This is a genomic window from Aminobacter carboxidus (genome assembly GCF_014863355.1).
GTDB classification, from domain to species: domain Bacteria; phylum Pseudomonadota; class Alphaproteobacteria; order Rhizobiales; family Rhizobiaceae; genus Aminobacter; species Aminobacter carboxidus.
On sequence record NZ_JACZEP010000001.1, the window covers coordinates 262,387 to 278,207 of the forward strand.

The window sequence follows — 15,821 nt, forward strand, 5'->3', positions numbered from 1 at the left end:
GTCATGTACCGCGCCCCGGTGGAAGAAATTGCCTTTGCGTTGAAACATGTCGCGGGCCTCAGGGCAGCACTCGACGCCGGCACCTTCGGCGACCTCGGCGAGGATCTTGTCGACGCCATCCTTGAAGAGGCAGGGCGCTTCGCCAGTGAAGAGGTGGCGCCGCTCTACAAGGTTGGCGACCGTACCGGTGCGCGGCTTAGTGATGCGGCAGTGACGATGCCGCCCGGCTGGAAGGAGCTTTACAAGCATTGGGTCGAAGGTGGCTGGAACAGCCTGAACGGCCCCGAGGAGTTTGGCGGCCAAGCCCTGCCGACGATGCTGGGCGTGGCGACGCTGGAGATGTGGAATTCGGCCTCGATGGCCTTCGGCATCGGGCCGACGCTGTCGATGGGCGCGGTCGAGGCGCTGGAAAAGCATGCTTCGGAGGATTTGAAGTCTGCCTATCTGGCCAAGCTCGTTTCCGGCGAGTGGATGGGCACGATGAATCTGACCGAACCGCAGGCCGGTTCGGACCTGGCCGCGTTGCGCACCCGCGCCGAGCGGGCAGGCGACGGCACCTACCGCATCTTCGGCCAGAAGATCTTTATCACCTATGGCGAGCACGACCTGACCGACAACATCGTGCATCTGGTGCTGGCGCGTTTGCCCGATGCGCCGGCCGGAACGCGCGGCATCTCTCTGTTTCTGGTGCCGAAGTTCCTGCTCAACGAGGATGGCACGCCGGGCGCGCGCAATGACGTGTTCTGCTCCGGCATCGAGGAAAAGCTTGGCATCCATGCCTCGCCGACCTGCACGATGATCTACGGCGACGGTTTCGCCAAGGGCCGCGAACCGGGCGCTGTCGGTTGGCTGATCGGCGAGGAAAACCGCGGGCTCGCCTGCATGTTCACGATGATGAACAATGCCCGACTGCTGGTTGGCATCCAGGGCGTGGCGGTTGCCGAGACCGCGTTCCAGAAGGCGCTGGCCTATGCCAATGAGCGGCGCCAGGGCAAGGCGTCGTCCTACAAGGGCGAAGGCATGGCGCCGATCGTCCATCACCCCGACGTCCAGCGCAATTTGCTGACGATGAAGGCACTGACCCAGGCGGCGCGGGCCATCGCCTATTCCTGTGCCCATGCCATCGACATGGCGCGCGTGTCGACGGGTGCGGACAAGGCTCATTGGCAGGACCGCGCCAATCTGCTGACGCCGCTGGCCAAGGCATTTTCCACCGATGTCGGCGTCGATGTCGCCTCGCTCGGTGTGCAGATCCATGGCGGCATGGGCTTCATCGAGGAGACCGGTGCGGCAGCGCTTCTGCGCGATGCCCGCATCGCGCCGATCTATGAGGGCACCAACGGCATCCAGGCCATCGACCTCGTCACCCGCAAGTTGCCGCTCGGCAATGGCGAGCATGTCTTCGGCTACATCGGCGAGCTCGCTGGCGTAGCCATAGCTGTCGCTGCGATGAACAGCGAAGCCTATGGTCGCACGGCGCTCATTCTCGAACAGGCGCTCGACGATCTCCAGGGTGTCACGCGACATCTCCAGATGCAGCTTGGCGACGGCCGAACGGACGATGCACTGGCCGGGGCGACGCCGTATCTCAGGCTGTTTTCGCTGGTCGCCGGCGGCGCCTGCCTGGCGCGCGCGGCACTTGCCGACGGCGACGAGCGGCGCATCGCGCTGTGTCGGTTCTTTGCCGAAAACCTGCTTGGCGAGACGGCAGCACTCAAGGACCGCATCATCGGGGGCACGGCAAGCCTTGCCGCAGCCGCCACAGCACTGATCTCGGCGTGATATTTGGGACGAGGGACTGACGTGACCGACCACATTCTCATCGAGCGGCAAGGCGCCGTGCAGATTATCCGGATGAACCGTCCGGATAAGAAGAACGCCATTACCCGTGCCATGTATGCCGAAATGGCGGCAGCACTGGTCGCCGGCGACAAGGCCCCCGAGGTGCGCTGCCATGTTTTCCTCGGCGTTCCCGGCGCGTTCTCGTCGGGCAATGACCTTGCCGACTTCATGGTGATCGCGTCAGGTGGCGAAGGCGGCGGCGAGGTGTGGGATTTCCTGCTCGCTTTGGCCAGTACCGAAAAGCCTGTCGTTTCGGGTGTCGACGGCATTGCGGTCGGCATCGGTACGACCATCAACCTGCATTGCGACCTGACCTTCGCCACGCCGCGCACCGTGTTCCGCACGCCCTTCGTCGATCTCGGGCTGGTGCCCGAGGCAGGCTCCAGCCTGATTGCGCCACAACTGCTTGGCCTGCAGAGCGCCTTTGCTCTGCTCGGTCTGGGCGAGGGCTTCCCGGCCGAAAGGGCGCTTGCTGCAGGGCTGATCTACAAGGTCGTCGCGGAAGAAGAGTTGGAGGTGGCGACACTCGCCGCCGCCGGCGAGATTGCGGCCAAGCCGCCGGAAGCGCTGAAGATCGCGCGGGACCTGATGCGCGGCGACCGGACCGCGCTCGTCGAACGCATCAAGGAAGAGGGGGCGCATTTCCGTGCCCGTCTCAAGTCCGATGAAGCGCGCGCGGCACTCGTCGCCTTCATGACCCGCAAGAAGGGCTGAAGGCCGTTTCAGGGGGAAAGATGTCGGACCCGGTTGTCACGGCCAGTGCGCTTCTGGTGAACGAGAGCGGACAGGTGCTGTTTGGCCTGCGTGCCGACTGGAAGAAGGCATGGCCCGGCCACTGGGATGCGATCGGCGGCCGTGTCGAACCTGATGAAACGCCCGAGGATGCCATGAAGCGCGAGGTGCGCGAGGAAACCGGCGTCACGCCGACGGAATTCCTGTGGCTGGATTGCGTGCCCGAGCGGCGGCCCGATGTCTATGGCGATGCCTTGCACCACGTCTATGCGGTGACCGCATGGACAGGCGGTGTGCCCGAAAACGTCTGTGACGAGCATGCTGAAATCAGGTGGTTCGCGCCGGAAGAACTGGGCGCGCTGACGAACCTGGCCGACATCGACTATGTGCGCCTCGCCGGGGCCGCCACAAGACAGCGGCAAGCGGTGGTCAGCGGCGGCTAAGCGCCGCCGCTACGCAGGTCACGGATAGAGCCGGTCCTTGTCCCAGCCGCCATCGGCAGCGCGAGAGAAGACGACGCGGTCGTGCAGGCGGAAGGGACGGTCGTGCCAGAATTCGATCTGGCTTGGCACAATGCGGAAGCCCGACCAGTGCGGCGGGCGCGGAATTTCGCCGATGACGTGCCGGGCGGTGTATTCCGCGACCGCCTTTTCCAGCGCGAAGCGACTTTCCAGCGGGCGCGACTGCTTTGATGCCCAGGCGCCGATGCGGCTGCCACGCGGACGTGAGGCAAAATACTCATCCGCCTCGGCATCTGTAACGATCTCGACGGGACCGCGCACACGAACCTGGCGGCGCAGCGATTTCCAGTGGAAACACATCGCCGCTTTCATGGTTGCGAGGATTTCGCGGCCCTTGGCGCTTTCGAAATTGGTGTAGAAGACGAAGCCATGTTCGTCGAATCCCTTGAGCAGCACCATGCGCACGTCTGGCAGGCCGTCAGTGTCGACGGTCGCCAGCGCCAATGCTGTCGGATCGTTCGGCTCGCTGGCCGTGGCGTCCTTCAGCCACGAGGCAAAGAGCTGGAAAGGCTCAGCAGCCTCCGTGAAGTCACCCGTTGTTAACTCTGTGTCCGTCATAGCTTTTACTCGACCTGCCAATTACGACCGGGAGAATGCCTATTGTCGCGCTTCGCGCAAGCCTTTGAGGGCCATTGCCTCCCACAATTCGGGTTCCGATCCTTCAAGGTGGTGCTGCTGCTTGGACTGACGACGATCAGCGCATGCGGTGCCGGCGGCTTCAGCCTCGAAAAGGCGGAGGTCGACCGCAGCCTCGTCACCAGCAAGGTCCCCGACGACGTGAACCGGACCACCGATGCGATTCGCCAGTCCGACGAGACGACGATCCGCAACGCGGTCTCGTCTGCCGACGTTGCCGAGTTGAAAGGTCAGGCGATCCCCTGGGCCAATGCCGAAACCGGCTCGCGCGGGGCGATCTCGGCGCTGGTCGAGAGCAATGAACGTGGCGTATTGTGCCGGGAATTTGCCGTTTCGCGCGAAAGTTTCGACGGCGTCAGCCTGTTCAAGGGCGAGGTCTGCGCCGCCGGTTCCGGAGCGTGGCAAATGCTGTCTTTCACGCCGGCCTGACAGTTGCGGCTTTCCGCCTCTGGAATTTCTTCCTAGCCAGGCGCATATAGGGATGGACCAACCCTTTTCTCAGTTGTGGAACGACATATGCGCGACCCCTATGAGGTGCTGGGCGTTGCCAAGAGCGCCTCGGCCAAGGACATAAAGGCGGCTTACCGCAAGCTCGCCAAGAAGCACCATCCGGACCAGAATCCGGACGATCCGAAGGCGAAGGAACGCTTTGCCGCAGCCAATCAGGCCTACGAGATTCTTGGCGACGAGAAAAAGAAGGTGGCTTTCGACCATGGCGAAATCGACGCCGAGGGCAAGGCGCGCTTCCACGGTTTCGAAGGCGGGGCTGGCGGCGACCCGTTTGGCGGCTTCCGCCGCCAGCAGGGAGGTCCCGGTGGATCGCGCTTCGAGTTCCGCTCCGGAGGCCCGGGCGGTGCATCCTTTGAAGCCGGCGACATCTTCAGCCAGATTTTCGGCGATTCGTTTGGCCAGCGCGGCGGCCCTGGCGCTGCAGCCGGCGCCGGCATGGGCGGTGGCCCAGGTTCCCAGCGCGCCCAACCGGGCGGCGACATCAATGTCACGCTCGATGTGACCATCGAGGAGGCTGCGACCGCACCGAAGGTGACGGCGATGTTCCCCGATGGCCGCAAGATGGCGGTGAAACTGCCTGAATATGTCGAGGACGGCCAGACGATCAGACTCAAGGGGCAAGGCGAGCAGGGCCATGGCGGTGCCGGCGACGCGCTGGTCAAGATCAGGTTCCGCCGCCATCCGCGCTACCGTGTCGAGGGCAGGGACCTGCATGTCGACCTGCCGGTGAGCCTCAAGGAGGCGGTGCTTGGCGCCAAGGCGGCGGTGGAAACGCCGACCGGCCGGCTGGCGGTGAAAGTTCCCGAGTGGTCGAGTTCGGACAAGGTTCTGCGCCTCAAGGGCCGTGGCCTGCCCGAAAAGGCAGGTGGCCACGGCGACCTTTACGTCCATGTCCGCGTCATGCTGCCTGAAGGCGGCGACGCGGCGCTTGAGGCGTTGCTGCGCCAGTCCGACAGCTGAAAGCAGGCCGCCACGACGTGCCGGCCTTGATATGTCGGCGTATCAACGCTTGAAGGCGCAGATTGCCTATGCGATAGGCTCTCCAAAACAATTCATGCATTGGAGTGCGCTCATATGGCGGGTGGACAGGGCCTGATGGCCGGCAAGCGCGGCCTTATTCTCGGCGTCGCCAACAACAGATCGATTGCCTGGGGCATAGCCAAGGCTTGCGCCGATCAGGGCGCTGAGCTCGCCTTCACCTATCAGGGCGACGCCCTGAAGAAGCGTGTCGAGCCGCTGGCAGCTGAAATCGGCGCTCTTGTCTGCGGGCATTGCGACGTCACCGACATGGCGACCATCGATGCCTGCTTCGAGACGCTGGAAAAGAAGTGGGGCAAGCTCGACTTCGTCGTCCACGCCATCGGCTTTTCCGACAAGGACGAACTGACCGGCCGCTACGTCGACACCAGCCATGGCAATTTCCTGCGCACCATGGACATCTCGGTCTATTCCTTCACGGCTGTCGCTCAGCGCGCCGAGAAGCTGATGACCGATGGCGGCTCGATGCTGACCATGACCTACTATGGCGCCGAAAAAGTGATGCCGAACTACAACGTCATGGGCGTTGCCAAGGCGGCACTCGAGGCAAGCGTGAAGTATCTCGCCGTCGACCTTGGTCCCAAGGCGATCCGCGTCAATGCGATCTCGGCTGGCCCGATCAAGACGCTTGCAGCGTCCGGCATCGACGACTTCCGCTACATCCTGAAGTGGAACGAGTACAACGCACCGCTGCGCCGCACGGTTTCGATCGAGGAGGTCGGCGATTCCGCGCTCTACTTCCTGTCGCACCTGTCGCGCGGCGTCACCGGCGAAGTGCATCACGTCGATTCCGGCTACCATGTCGTCGGCATGAAGGCCGTCGATGCGCCCGACATCGCCGCCGTGAAGGACTGATCCTTCCCGCGCAGCATCGCCATGACCCCGCTCCTCTATGTCGTGCGCCATGGTCAGACGCCATGGAACGCCGAGCAGCGTCTGCAGGGGCAGGCCGACATCGACATTAATAAGGTCGGGCGCGAGCAGGCCGACCGCAACGGCCGTAGGCTAGCCGAGCTCATTTCCGATCCTGAAGCTTTCGATTTCGTGGCTAGCCCGATGCGACGCACCCGCGAGACGATGGAGCGGGCGCGCGCAGCGATGGGGCTCGATCCCATGGCCTACCGAACAGACCCGCGCCTTGTCGAAGTCAATTTCGGCGACTGGCAGGGTTTTACCTTCGCCGAGCTCGAGGCGCGCGCGCCGGGTGCCAGCACGGCACGCCAACACGACAAGTGGGATTTCGTTCCGCCCGGCGAGGATGCCGAGAGCTACGAGATGCTGGCCTGTCGCATCCGCCCATGGCTCGTCGAAACCAGCCGGCCGACGGTCTGCGTCACCCATGGCGGCGTGATGCGCGCCATTTTCCGCTTGGTGGAAGACCTGCCCAAAAGCAAAGCCGCGGCCCTGGAGATCCCCCAAGACCGCGTGCTGAGAGTGGATCGTGGTCGCCTCGACTGGCTGTAGCCGTCGGCGCGATTCCCGGAATTACTGCGGCAGTTCCATGTCGGTGATCAGGTTCTCGCCCTCGACCACGTCATAAGCGAGCAGGATTTCCATCCCCGGCTTGATGTTCTCGACATCGAACTCGCCCGGCAGCTTGTAGGACTTGCCGTTGGAAAGCGTGATGGTGGCCTTGTCCTTGTCAACCGACTTGACCTGGCCTTCGGCTTCGGCAGCGAGCGCAGCGCCAGACATCATGAGCACGGCGGCAACGGCGCCAATAAGGGTACGCATTGTCGTCCTCTTTTTTCTGCGCCCCGCAAGGCGAGGCAAAAACATTAACGAGCGGTTGGAAGGAAGCAGAAACCAACCGAATGTGTCAAAACTAAAACTGCTGCGATCACGCTTTGACCACTGTTAATGCACCCAATTGACCGTGCCGAGCCCATGCCGATGCGCAATTGATGCCCGCCGTTGGAGGGTTCGGGGCCGAAAAGCAATTTTACTTTTCAGGGGCATGCGTTAGAACGCGGCCATATCTGGAAAGGCCCGCCTGCATGTCGCACAACACCTTCGGCCATCTCTTTCGCGTCACCACTTGGGGTGAGAGCCATGGGCCGGCGCTTGGCTGCGTTGTCGACGGCTGCCCGCCCGGCATTCGCTTCACGCTGAAGGACATCCAGGACGAACTCGACAAACGCAAGCCCGGCCAGTCGCGTTTCGTCACTCAGCGCCGCGAGCCCGACGAGGTCAAGGTGCTGTCGGGTGTGATCGCGGACGAGGATGGCGAGACCCTCATTTCGACGGGCACGCCGATCTCGATGCTGATCGAGAATGTCGACCAGCGCTCGAAGGACTATGGCGAGATCGCGCGGCAGTATCGTCCGGGCCATGCCGACTACGCCTATGACGTCAAATATGGCCTGCGCGATCATCGTGGCGGTGGACGCTCTTCGGCGCGCGAGACGGCGGCGCGCGTCGCTGCCGGTGCCATTGCCCGCAAGATCGTGCCGGGATTGGTGGTGCGTGGCGCGCTGGTGTCGATGGGCACCAAGTCGATCGACCGCGCCAACTGGGACTGGGACTTCATCGGCAGCGTCGAAAATCCATTCTTCACGCCCGATGCTGCCTCCGTCCAGGTCTTTGCCGACTATCTCGACGGCATCCGCAAATCGGGCTCGTCGGTTGGTGCGGTCATCGAGATCGTCGCCGAAGGCGTGCCGGCAGGCCTTGGCGCGCCGATCTATGCCAAGCTCGACCAGGACATCGCCTCCAACCTGATGTCTATCAACGCCGTCAAGGGCGTCGAGATCGGCAACGGCTTCGAGGCCGCGCGTATCACGGGCGAAGAGAATGCCGACGAGATGCGCATGGGCAATGACGGCCAGCCGATATTCCTGTCCAACAATGCCGGCGGCATATTGGGCGGCATCTCGACCGGACAGGACGTGATCGCCCGTTTCGCCGTCAAGCCGACGTCGTCGATCCTGACGCCGCGCAAGTCGATCGACAAGGACGGCAAGGACGTCGACGTCATGACCAAGGGGCGCCACGATCCGTGCGTCGGCATCCGCGCCGTGCCGATCGGCGAGGCGATGGTTGCCTGCGCGATCGCCGACCATTATCTGCGCCACCGCGGACAGACGGGAAGGATCTAGGGGAGGCAGTAGGGCAATTCGCCCTGCATGCAAAAAAGGCCTACTGCCTAGCTGCCCTAATGCCCTAATCTGCTCCAGAACAAACACACGCACCGAGTGACCACGCCATGCCATACGACCAGAAGAAAGTTGTCGAAGCGCTGCGCGCCTTCGAGCGCGGCGAGATCGTGGTCGTCATGGACGATGACGGACGCGAGAACGAAGGCGACCTGATCGTCGCCGCCGTCCATTGCACGGCCGAGAAGATGGCCTTCATCGTGCGCCACACCTCGGGCATCGTCTGCACGCCGATGCTCAAGGAAGACGCCAGGCGCCTCAACCTGGCGCCGATGGTCGCCGACAACGATTCCGCCCACACCACCGCCTTCACCGTCAGCGTCGACTTCAAGCACGGGACCTCGACCGGCATCTCGGCCGAGGATCGCACGCTGACCGTGCGCAACCTTGCCAACGGCAATGTCGGTGGCTCGGACTTCGTACGCCCGGGCCACATCTTTCCGCTGATCGCGCGCGAGGGCGGCGTGCTGATGCGCTCGGGCCATACCGAGGCCGCGGTCGACCTGTGCAAGCTCGCCGGCCTGCCGCCGGTGGGCGTGATCTCTGAACTGGTCAATGACGACGGCACGGTCATGCGCGGCCCGCAGGTCGCTGCCTTCGCCGAGAAGAACGGTCTCCAGCAGGTTTCGGTCGCCGATCTCATCGCCTATCGCCAGCGCCAGGAGACGCTGATCCAGCGCGTTGACAGCTTCGACATCGACACGCCTGCCGGCAAGGCCAAGGCCATCACCTACACGCTGCCCTGGGATGTCATGCATCATCTCGCCATCGTCTTCGGCGATATCCGCGACGGCGAAGAAGTGCCGGTGCGCCTGCACACCGAAGATGTGGTGACCGACGTGTTCGGCACCAGCAACCGCCTCGGCGACATCATGAAGACCTTCGGCGACTGCAAGCGCGGCGTCATCGTCTACCTGCGCGAGGGCTCGGTCGGCGTGTCCAATCTCGGCCGCAATCGCCCGGTTGCGGAGCGCGAGGATCACGAAGAGGCGCGCCGTCGCGAGGACGAGTGGCGCCAGATCGGCCTTGGCGCGCAAATCCTCAAGGATCTCGGCATCTCGTCGATCAACCTGGTCGCCTCGCGCGAGCGCCATTATGTCGGTCTCGAAGGCTTCGGCATCCGCATCGCCAAGACCGAGATTCGCTGATTTCGGCTCAGCGCAACGGGGGTGACTGGCCCGCCCTCGGGGTGATTGACATCCGCAGGCTGCGGCGCATCCTCCTGTCCATCTCTTAGGGAGAGTCGGGTATGTGGGATTTCAGCATAGGCCAGAGCCTGGCGATCATGGCACGCACCTGGCCGTTCATCGTGCTGCGCATGGTCGTCTATTTCGGCATCACGCTTGCCTACATCGTGGCGATGGGAGCGGGCGCAGGCGTCGGCTACGGCGTCGGCCATATCGCGACGGACCCTGAAGGGCCGGTTTCATTCGCCGTATGGGGTGGCATCGCGGGCTTAGGCGTGGTGTCGGTCGCGGTCTACTGGATCCGCGAATACATCCTCTACATCGTCAAGGCCGGGCACATCGCCGTGATGGTCCATCTGATCGACGGGCGCGACATACCGGGCGGCCAGAACCAGATTTCCTATGCCCGCGAGGTCGTCACCGAGCGCTTCACCGAAGCGAGCGTGCTGTTCGTGCTCGACCAACTGGTGAAGGGCGTTATCCGCACCATCACCGGACTGATCGGCGGCATCGCGGCTTTCCTGCCGATCCCTGGCCTTGACGGGCTGGTACGGTTCCTCAACACCATCGTCCGCATGTCGCTGACCTATGTCGACGAGATCATTCTCGGCTATAACATTCGCATCGGTAGTAACTCGCCCTGGCAGAGCGCGCGGCAGGGCGTCGTGCTTTATGCCCAGAACGGCTCGACCATGATCAAGAACGCGGTCTGGCTGTCGCTGGTCGTCTGGGCCGTGTCGCTGTTCATCTTCCTGTTCATGCTGGCGCCCGCCGGTGCCATTCTCTACTTCATGCCGGGCGAAATGGGCGGCTGGGCTTTCGTGCTGGCGATCGTCTTTGCCTGGGCGTTCAAGTCGGCGCTAATCGAACCCTTTGCGGTGGCGTCGCTGATGCAGGTCTACTTCAAGGTCATCGAAGGCCAGGTGCCCAATCCGGAATGGGACAGGAAGCTGGAAGAGGCGTCGTCGAAGTTCCGGGAGCTCAAGGAAAAGGCTTTTGGGTCAGGCGAAGCGTCGCGCTGGGACGGGTCTGCAAAGAACGTCTGAACGTTAAAGGCACGGCCCGCTGGGTGCGCGCCGTGCCGTGACCCATTTACTCAGCCGGAGCCGGGACGAGGCTCGATGTCGACCGCCGGAAGGTACCTTGCCCGACAAGGGCGACGACAAGGGCAATGAAGCCGGCGAGCATCGAAACGAAAAAGCCGCTGGTCGGACCGAGATTGTCGATGAACCAGCCCGATGCCGAGGATCCTGCCGCCATGCCGATGCCGATGCCGGTGATCGCCCAGGTCATGCCTTCAGTGAGCTTGGACGATGGAACGATCTTTTCCACCAGCGCCATCGAGATGATGATGGTCGGCGACACCGCGACGCCGGCGACGAACAGCACCACGGCCAGTGTCTGGACGCTGCCGACGATCATCAGCGGCAAGGTGGTCAAGGCTGCCAAGGCAATTGCCAGGAGCAACTGGCGCGGCAAGGCAAGCTTGAACTTCAGCGCGCCGAAGGCGAGACCGGCGACAAGCGAGCCGGCGGCATAAGCCGACAGCGCAAAACCGGCGGAGGCCTTGTCGCCCTGGGCTTCGGCGAAAGCGACCGCGGTCACTTCGGCGGTGCCGAAAATGGCGCCGATGGCGATCAGCGTCAGCACCAGAACCTGCATCGAGCCGAGCCAGATGACCGACTTGCCGCCCGATTTGTCCTGGGCGTGGACCGGCGGCTCCGTCGACTTCTGGGCGGCAAAGAGGAAATTGCCGACCGCGAGAAGCGTCGTGGCGACAAGCGGGCCTGCTTCTGGAAACAGGCCGACGCTGAGACCGATGGCGACGATCGGACCGGTCATGAAGATGACCTCGTCGACGACGGATTCGAAGGCAAACGCCGTGTGCAGCTTCGGCGAGCCACGGTAGATATGTGTCCAGCGTGCGCGCACGAAGGCGCTCATGCTCGGCATGGTGCCGGCAAGCACGGCAAACAGGAACAGCGTCCAGTTTGGCGCGCCGTAGCGGGTTGCGAGCATCAGGCTGCTCAGCGCCGCAACCGCGACGATGGTGCCGGGGATGAGGATGCGGCGTTGACCGTAGCGGTCGACGAGGCGCGACACCTGAGGCGCGATCAAAGCGTTGGAAAACGCAAATGTTGCTGCTACCGCACCGGCGAGCCAATACTCGCCATGGGTTTCCGACAGCATCGTGACGATGCCGAGCGTGATCATCGCCAGCGGCAGCCGTGCGATGAAGCCTGTGGCGGAGAACGCCTTGGCGCCGGGCGCCTTGAAGATTTCTTTGTAGGGATTACGCATTGGGGTCACCGGGAGGGCAGATATCTGAAATTTCATATACAGTCGAGCCGCCTGAAGAGGCGGCTCGTTGGCACAGATGGGAGAGGCTTTGACTGGGGATATGCTGCCTCATTCCGCGGCTTGTGGTGTCGCTTGCGGCAACTCGACTTCGTCCTCGCCGGCGAGTGCTTTCTGACCGAGAAGGACGACGAGTAGGGAAATCGTGCCCGCGGCCACCGACACCCAGAAGCCGTTCTGCGCGCCGAAATTGTCGACCACCCAGCCCGCCACGAAGGCACCCAGCGCCATGCCGATGCCGATGCCGGTCATCACCCAGGTGATGCCTTCGGTCAGCATGGCTTCCGGCACCCGCCGCTCGATCAGGCCAAAGGCCATGATGAAGGTGGGCGAGATCGCAACGCCGCTGACGAAGATGGCAAGCGCCAGCAGCGGCACCGTGTCGGCGACCAACAGGGGCAGCGTGGTCAGCGCGACTATGGCGATCGACATGGCAAGCAGGCGCTGCTTCGGTGCCTTGACGTTCAGCGCGCCGACGATCAGGCCGACAATGAGCGAGCCCGCGGCATAGACGCCGATGACGAGGCTAGCCGCGGTGGGCTGGCCGAGTTCTTTGGTGATCGCCACGGCGCTGACCTCGGCAGTGGCGAAGATCGCACCGACGAAGATGAGCGCCAGCGTGATGATCTGAACCGGGCGCAGTGCGATCGCCGAACCGACACTTGCAAGTTCCGGCGCCCTCACCTTGGGCTCGCTCGACCGCTGCAGCAGGAAAGCTGCCATGCCGACGGCCAAGAACAGCGTGCTGACCAGCATGCCCGCTTCCGGGAACAATGCGACGCTCAGGCCGACCGAAAGCGAGGCACCGGCAATGTAGACCATTTCGTCGGCGACGGATTCAAATGCAAAGGCGGTGTTGAGTTCGGGGCGGTCGCGGAAGATCTCGGTCCAGCGGGCCCGGACCATGGCCGGCATGCTGGGCATGGCGGCGGCGATGAAGGCCGAGACGAACAGGGTCCAGGCCGGCCAGTCCAAATGGGTCGCAATGAGCAACGCAGCAAAGGCCAGGACGGAGATGACAGTCGTGGGGAGGGCCACTGATGTCTGGCCGAGCCTGTCGATCCGGCGCGAGATCTGTGGGGCGGCGAAGGCGTTTGTCAAAGCGAAAGTGGCGGAGACGGCACCGGCCAGCCAATATTCGCCGCGCGTCTGGGACAGCATCGCGACGATGCCGATAGGAGCCATGGCTATCGGCAGGCGAGCAATGAATGCCGCTGCTGCAAAGCCTTTGGTTCCGGGAACTCTGAATATATCAGCATAAGGATTGTGCATCGGAGCACTCCTGGAATTTCGAGGGCGCGCCACTTACATACGTGACGTATGTCAATGACATAATTGCATACGTTGCGTATGTCAATTACCGTGGACGTTATGTTGAGAAAAATATACGTGCCGTATGTGAGCGACGGTGCGACAAGGAAAAGGCGATGAAGACGGCACACAAACCCCGAAGCGAGATGATTGCCGAAACGCGCGCCAAGCTGATCGCAGCCGCGCGCCGGGCATTTGCGACGACGGGCTATGCAAACGCATCGATGGACGATTTTACCGCCGAGGCCGGGCTGACGCGCGGTGCGCTGTACCACCACTTCGGCGACAAGAAGGGGTTGTTCGAGGCTGTGCTCGCCCAGATCGATCAAGAGATGTTGTCGCGCCTCAATGAGATCTCGACCAAGGCCGAGACGCGTTGGCAAGGCTTTCTCGACGAGAACATCGCTTACATTGAAATGGCGCTCGAGCCGGAAATCCAGCGCATCGTCCTGCGTGATGGTTCGGCGGTGCTCGGTGATCCGGCGCAATGGCCCAACGCCAATGCCTGTATTTCGGCCATCACGGCGAACCTCGTCGCGCTGAAGGCGGAGGGACTTGTCCGCGACATCGATCCGGAAGCGATGGCGCGACTGATCAGCGGCGCCTCATTGTATGCCGCGCAGTGGATCGCAAATTCCGACGACCCCGGCGCGACGTCGATAAAGGCGGTGAAGGCGTTTCGCGCGCTGATGGAAGGCCTGCTTGTGGCCGGCAAGTCCGCCAACTGATCTTTTCCGCCGCAACTGGACATACCGGTGCCGCGATCCTCGGTTCCTCCTGCCGACCCGGCCATGGGCCTGGTTCGTCAGCGGCTGCCGTTTTCCCCAGGGCTTTGACAGCTATGCGTGGTCTGGCCGGCCATTGCTGATAAGGTGCGGCGATGACCACGCGGCTCTACACGCATCCGATCTACCTCGAACACCTGACGACCGCAGGGCATCCCGAGCGGCCCGACAGGCTGCGCGCCATCGAACGCGCGCTCGACGACGAGGCATTCGAAATGCTCGATCGCGCCGAAGCGCCGATGGGTGACGAGCGCACGATTCTCTACGCGCACCCCGAGGGTTTTGTCGAAAGTGTCCGTCGGCAGGTGCCGGTGCAAGGGTTCGCCAGGATTGACGGCGACACTACGCTCAGCCCGAAAAGCTGGCAGGCGGCGCTCACCGCCATCGGTGCGGCCAATGCCGCCGTCGACGATGTCTTCTCCGGCAAGGCCGGCAATGTGTTCGTCGCCTCGCGCCCGCCCGGGCACCATGCCGAAAAGACAACGGCGATGGGCTTTTGCCTGTTCAACAATGCGGCGATTGCGGCACGTCACGCCCAGCGCGGCCATGGCGCCGAGCGCGTGGCGATCGTCGATTGGGACGTGCATCACGGCAACGGCACCCAGGACATCTTCTGGGACGACCCGACCGTGCTCTACTGCTCGACGCACCAGATGCCACTGTTTCCCGGCACGGGCGCGAAAAGCGAGACGGGCGTCGGCAACATTGTCAACGCGCCGCTTGCGCCCGACACCGGAAGCGACCATTTCCGCGAGGCGTTCCGTTCGCGCGTACTGCCCGCGCTCGACAGATTCGCGCCTGACCTGATCATTATTTCGGCCGGTTTCGACGCCCACCATCGCGACCCGCTGGCCGAGATCAACCTCACCGAAGCCGATTTCGACTGGGCGACCGGGCAATTGATGGACAGTGCCGCGCGCCATTCATCAAATCGTCTGGTCAGCCTGCTCGAGGGCGGCTACGACCTGCACGGGCTGGCCTTTTCCGTCGCCGCCCACGTTTCTCGCCTCATGAAAGGATGATCCATGGCCGCTGAGCCCAATGACGAAATCAAGGCGATGAGCTTCGAGCAGGCGCTCGCTGCGCTGGAAAAGATTGTCGACGATCTCGAGCGCGGCGACGTGCCGCTCGACCAGTCGATCAAGATCTACGAACGCGGCGAAGCATTGAAGGCGCATTGCGACCGGCTGCTGAAGGCGGCCGAAGACAAGGTCGAGAAGATCCGCCTGTCGCGCGACGGCAAGCCGATGGGCACGGAGCCGCTCGACGGGGAGTGACCGAAATCGCAGTCAGTCTGCGGCGCGATCGCCGTCGCGGGCTGCATAATCGCTGGGCCGCGCCGCATAGAAGCGTTCCGGCGGTGTCCAGCGGTCCGGTATCTGGGCCTCGCCCCAACGGGCGAGTTCCTGCACAACAGGAATGAGCGCAGCACCCTTGGCGGTCAGCGCGTAGGCGCCACGGATCGAACCCTGGCGTGGCTGCGATTGCCGGATGAGACCGGCATCTTCCAGCCGGCGCAGCCTTTCGGCCAAGATGTTGGTCGAGATTTTCTCCGGCGTCGACAGCAGATCCGAGTAGCTCGTCGCCCCCACCACCATCGACCTGACAATGACGAGCGACCACTTGTCGCCGACGATGTCGAGCGCCGAGGCGATGGGGCATGCGGAGCGGAATTGTGTCATCGAGGTAATGTGGATTTTTAACTTGCAAAATGCAAGCGAGAAGTGGTTAGGTCGACCGACGAGG

General features: G+C 63.3%; 18 protein-coding genes. 13 read left to right on the forward strand and 5 right to left on the reverse strand.

Annotation, left to right across the window (positions count from 1 at the left end; genetic code table 11):
- The first annotated feature begins 3 nt into the window (after nt 1-3).
- From IHE39_RS01255 to IHE39_RS01265, 3 genes are read left to right on the forward strand one after another with little or no spacing between them, the layout of a single operon-like run.
- Nucleotides 4-1,782 (forward strand): acyl-CoA dehydrogenase family protein, encoded by a 1,779-nt coding sequence (locus IHE39_RS01255; protein WP_184769447.1) that lies wholly within the window; start codon nt 4-6, stop codon nt 1,780-1,782.
- A gap of 21 nt (nt 1,783-1,803) precedes the next feature.
- Nucleotides 1,804-2,556, forward strand: coding sequence for a crotonase/enoyl-CoA hydratase family protein (locus IHE39_RS01260; protein WP_192565250.1), 753 nt, complete (start codon nt 1,804-1,806; stop codon nt 2,554-2,556).
- A 20-nt stretch (nt 2,557-2,576) separates the two neighbouring features.
- Nucleotides 2,577-3,017, forward strand: a complete 441-nt coding sequence (locus IHE39_RS01265) for an NUDIX hydrolase (protein WP_192565251.1) — start codon at nt 2,577-2,579, stop codon at nt 3,015-3,017.
- Between the two features lie 18 nt (nt 3,018-3,035).
- Here the strand turns inward: IHE39_RS01265 and pdxH are convergent, their stop codons facing one another.
- Complete coding sequence (gene pdxH / locus IHE39_RS01270; RefSeq protein WP_192565252.1) at nt 3,036-3,653, reverse strand: pyridoxamine 5'-phosphate oxidase; 618 nt, start codon at nt 3,651-3,653, stop codon at nt 3,036-3,038.
- A 42-nt stretch (nt 3,654-3,695) separates the two neighbouring features.
- On the opposite strand from pdxH, the gene IHE39_RS01275 reads away from it, so the two are divergent.
- From IHE39_RS01275 to IHE39_RS01290, 4 genes are all read left to right on the forward strand, one after another.
- Entirely contained in the window at nt 3,696-4,160 is a 465-nt protein-coding gene (locus IHE39_RS01275) for an RT0821/Lpp0805 family surface protein (protein ID WP_246485355.1), read from the forward strand.
- An 87-nt stretch (nt 4,161-4,247) separates the two neighbouring features.
- Nucleotides 4,248-5,201: a DnaJ C-terminal domain-containing protein gene (locus IHE39_RS01280; protein ID WP_192565253.1), complete on the forward strand. Its 954-nt coding sequence runs from the start codon at nt 4,248-4,250 to the stop codon at nt 5,199-5,201.
- 114 nt (nt 5,202-5,315) lie between these two features.
- Nucleotides 5,316-6,134 carry an enoyl-ACP reductase FabI gene (gene fabI / locus IHE39_RS01285; protein WP_192565254.1) on the forward strand — a complete coding sequence of 273 codons (819 nt, stop codon included), beginning with the start codon at nt 5,316-5,318 and terminating at the stop codon, nt 6,132-6,134.
- A 21-nt stretch (nt 6,135-6,155) separates the two neighbouring features.
- Nucleotides 6,156-6,743: a histidine phosphatase family protein gene (locus IHE39_RS01290; protein ID WP_192565255.1), complete on the forward strand. Its 588-nt coding sequence runs from the start codon at nt 6,156-6,158 to the stop codon at nt 6,741-6,743.
- A gap of 21 nt (nt 6,744-6,764) precedes the next feature.
- On the opposite strand, the gene IHE39_RS01295 is transcribed toward IHE39_RS01290, so the two are convergent.
- Nucleotides 6,765-7,013 (reverse strand): DUF1344 domain-containing protein, encoded by a 249-nt coding sequence (locus IHE39_RS01295; protein WP_184769441.1) that lies wholly within the window; start codon nt 7,011-7,013, stop codon nt 6,765-6,767.
- Between the two features lie 263 nt (nt 7,014-7,276).
- Here IHE39_RS01295 and aroC point away from each other — a divergent pair, with 263 nt between their 5' ends.
- From aroC to IHE39_RS01310, 3 genes are all read left to right on the forward strand, one after another.
- On the forward strand, nt 7,277-8,377 hold the full coding sequence (aroC, locus tag IHE39_RS01300) for a chorismate synthase (protein WP_192565256.1): 1,101 nt from the start codon (nt 7,277-7,279) through the stop codon (nt 8,375-8,377).
- Between the two features lie 107 nt (nt 8,378-8,484).
- Nucleotides 8,485-9,582: a 3,4-dihydroxy-2-butanone-4-phosphate synthase gene (gene ribB / locus IHE39_RS01305; RefSeq protein ID WP_184769439.1), complete on the forward strand. Its 1,098-nt coding sequence runs from the start codon at nt 8,485-8,487 to the stop codon at nt 9,580-9,582.
- Between the two features lie 101 nt (nt 9,583-9,683).
- Entirely contained in the window at nt 9,684-10,667 is a 984-nt protein-coding gene (locus tag IHE39_RS01310) for a hypothetical protein (protein WP_192565257.1), read from the forward strand.
- A 46-nt stretch (nt 10,668-10,713) separates the two neighbouring features.
- On the opposite strand, the gene IHE39_RS01315 is transcribed toward IHE39_RS01310, so the two are convergent.
- Entirely contained in the window at nt 10,714-11,922 is a 1,209-nt protein-coding gene (locus IHE39_RS01315; protein ID WP_192565258.1) for an MFS transporter, read from the reverse strand.
- Between the two features lie 108 nt (nt 11,923-12,030).
- A complete protein-coding gene (locus IHE39_RS01320) occupies nt 12,031-13,251 on the reverse strand; it encodes an MFS transporter (RefSeq protein ID WP_192565259.1) in 1,221 nt (406 codons plus the stop codon).
- A gap of 185 nt (nt 13,252-13,436) precedes the next feature.
- Here IHE39_RS01320 and IHE39_RS01325 point away from each other — a divergent pair, with 185 nt between their 5' ends.
- The 3 genes from IHE39_RS01325 (at nt 13,437) to IHE39_RS01335 (ending at nt 15,352) form a co-directional block, all read left to right on the forward strand.
- Nucleotides 13,437-14,018: a TetR/AcrR family transcriptional regulator gene (locus IHE39_RS01325; protein ID WP_192566011.1), complete on the forward strand. Its 582-nt coding sequence runs from the start codon at nt 13,437-13,439 to the stop codon at nt 14,016-14,018.
- Nucleotides 14,019-14,170: 152 nt separating this feature from the next.
- A complete protein-coding gene (locus IHE39_RS01330; RefSeq protein WP_184769435.1) occupies nt 14,171-15,097 on the forward strand; it encodes a histone deacetylase family protein in 927 nt (308 codons plus the stop codon).
- A gap of 3 nt (nt 15,098-15,100) precedes the next feature.
- Complete coding sequence (locus IHE39_RS01335; protein WP_184769434.1) at nt 15,101-15,352, forward strand: exodeoxyribonuclease VII small subunit; 252 nt, start codon at nt 15,101-15,103, stop codon at nt 15,350-15,352.
- Between the two features lie 12 nt (nt 15,353-15,364).
- Here the strand turns inward: IHE39_RS01335 and IHE39_RS01340 are convergent, their stop codons facing one another.
- The gene (locus IHE39_RS01340; protein WP_184769433.1) at nt 15,365-15,757 is read right to left on the reverse strand and encodes a winged helix-turn-helix transcriptional regulator; all 393 of its coding nucleotides are present in this window, start codon (nt 15,755-15,757) and stop codon (nt 15,365-15,367) included.
- Nucleotides 15,758-15,821: the final 64 nt, after the last annotated feature.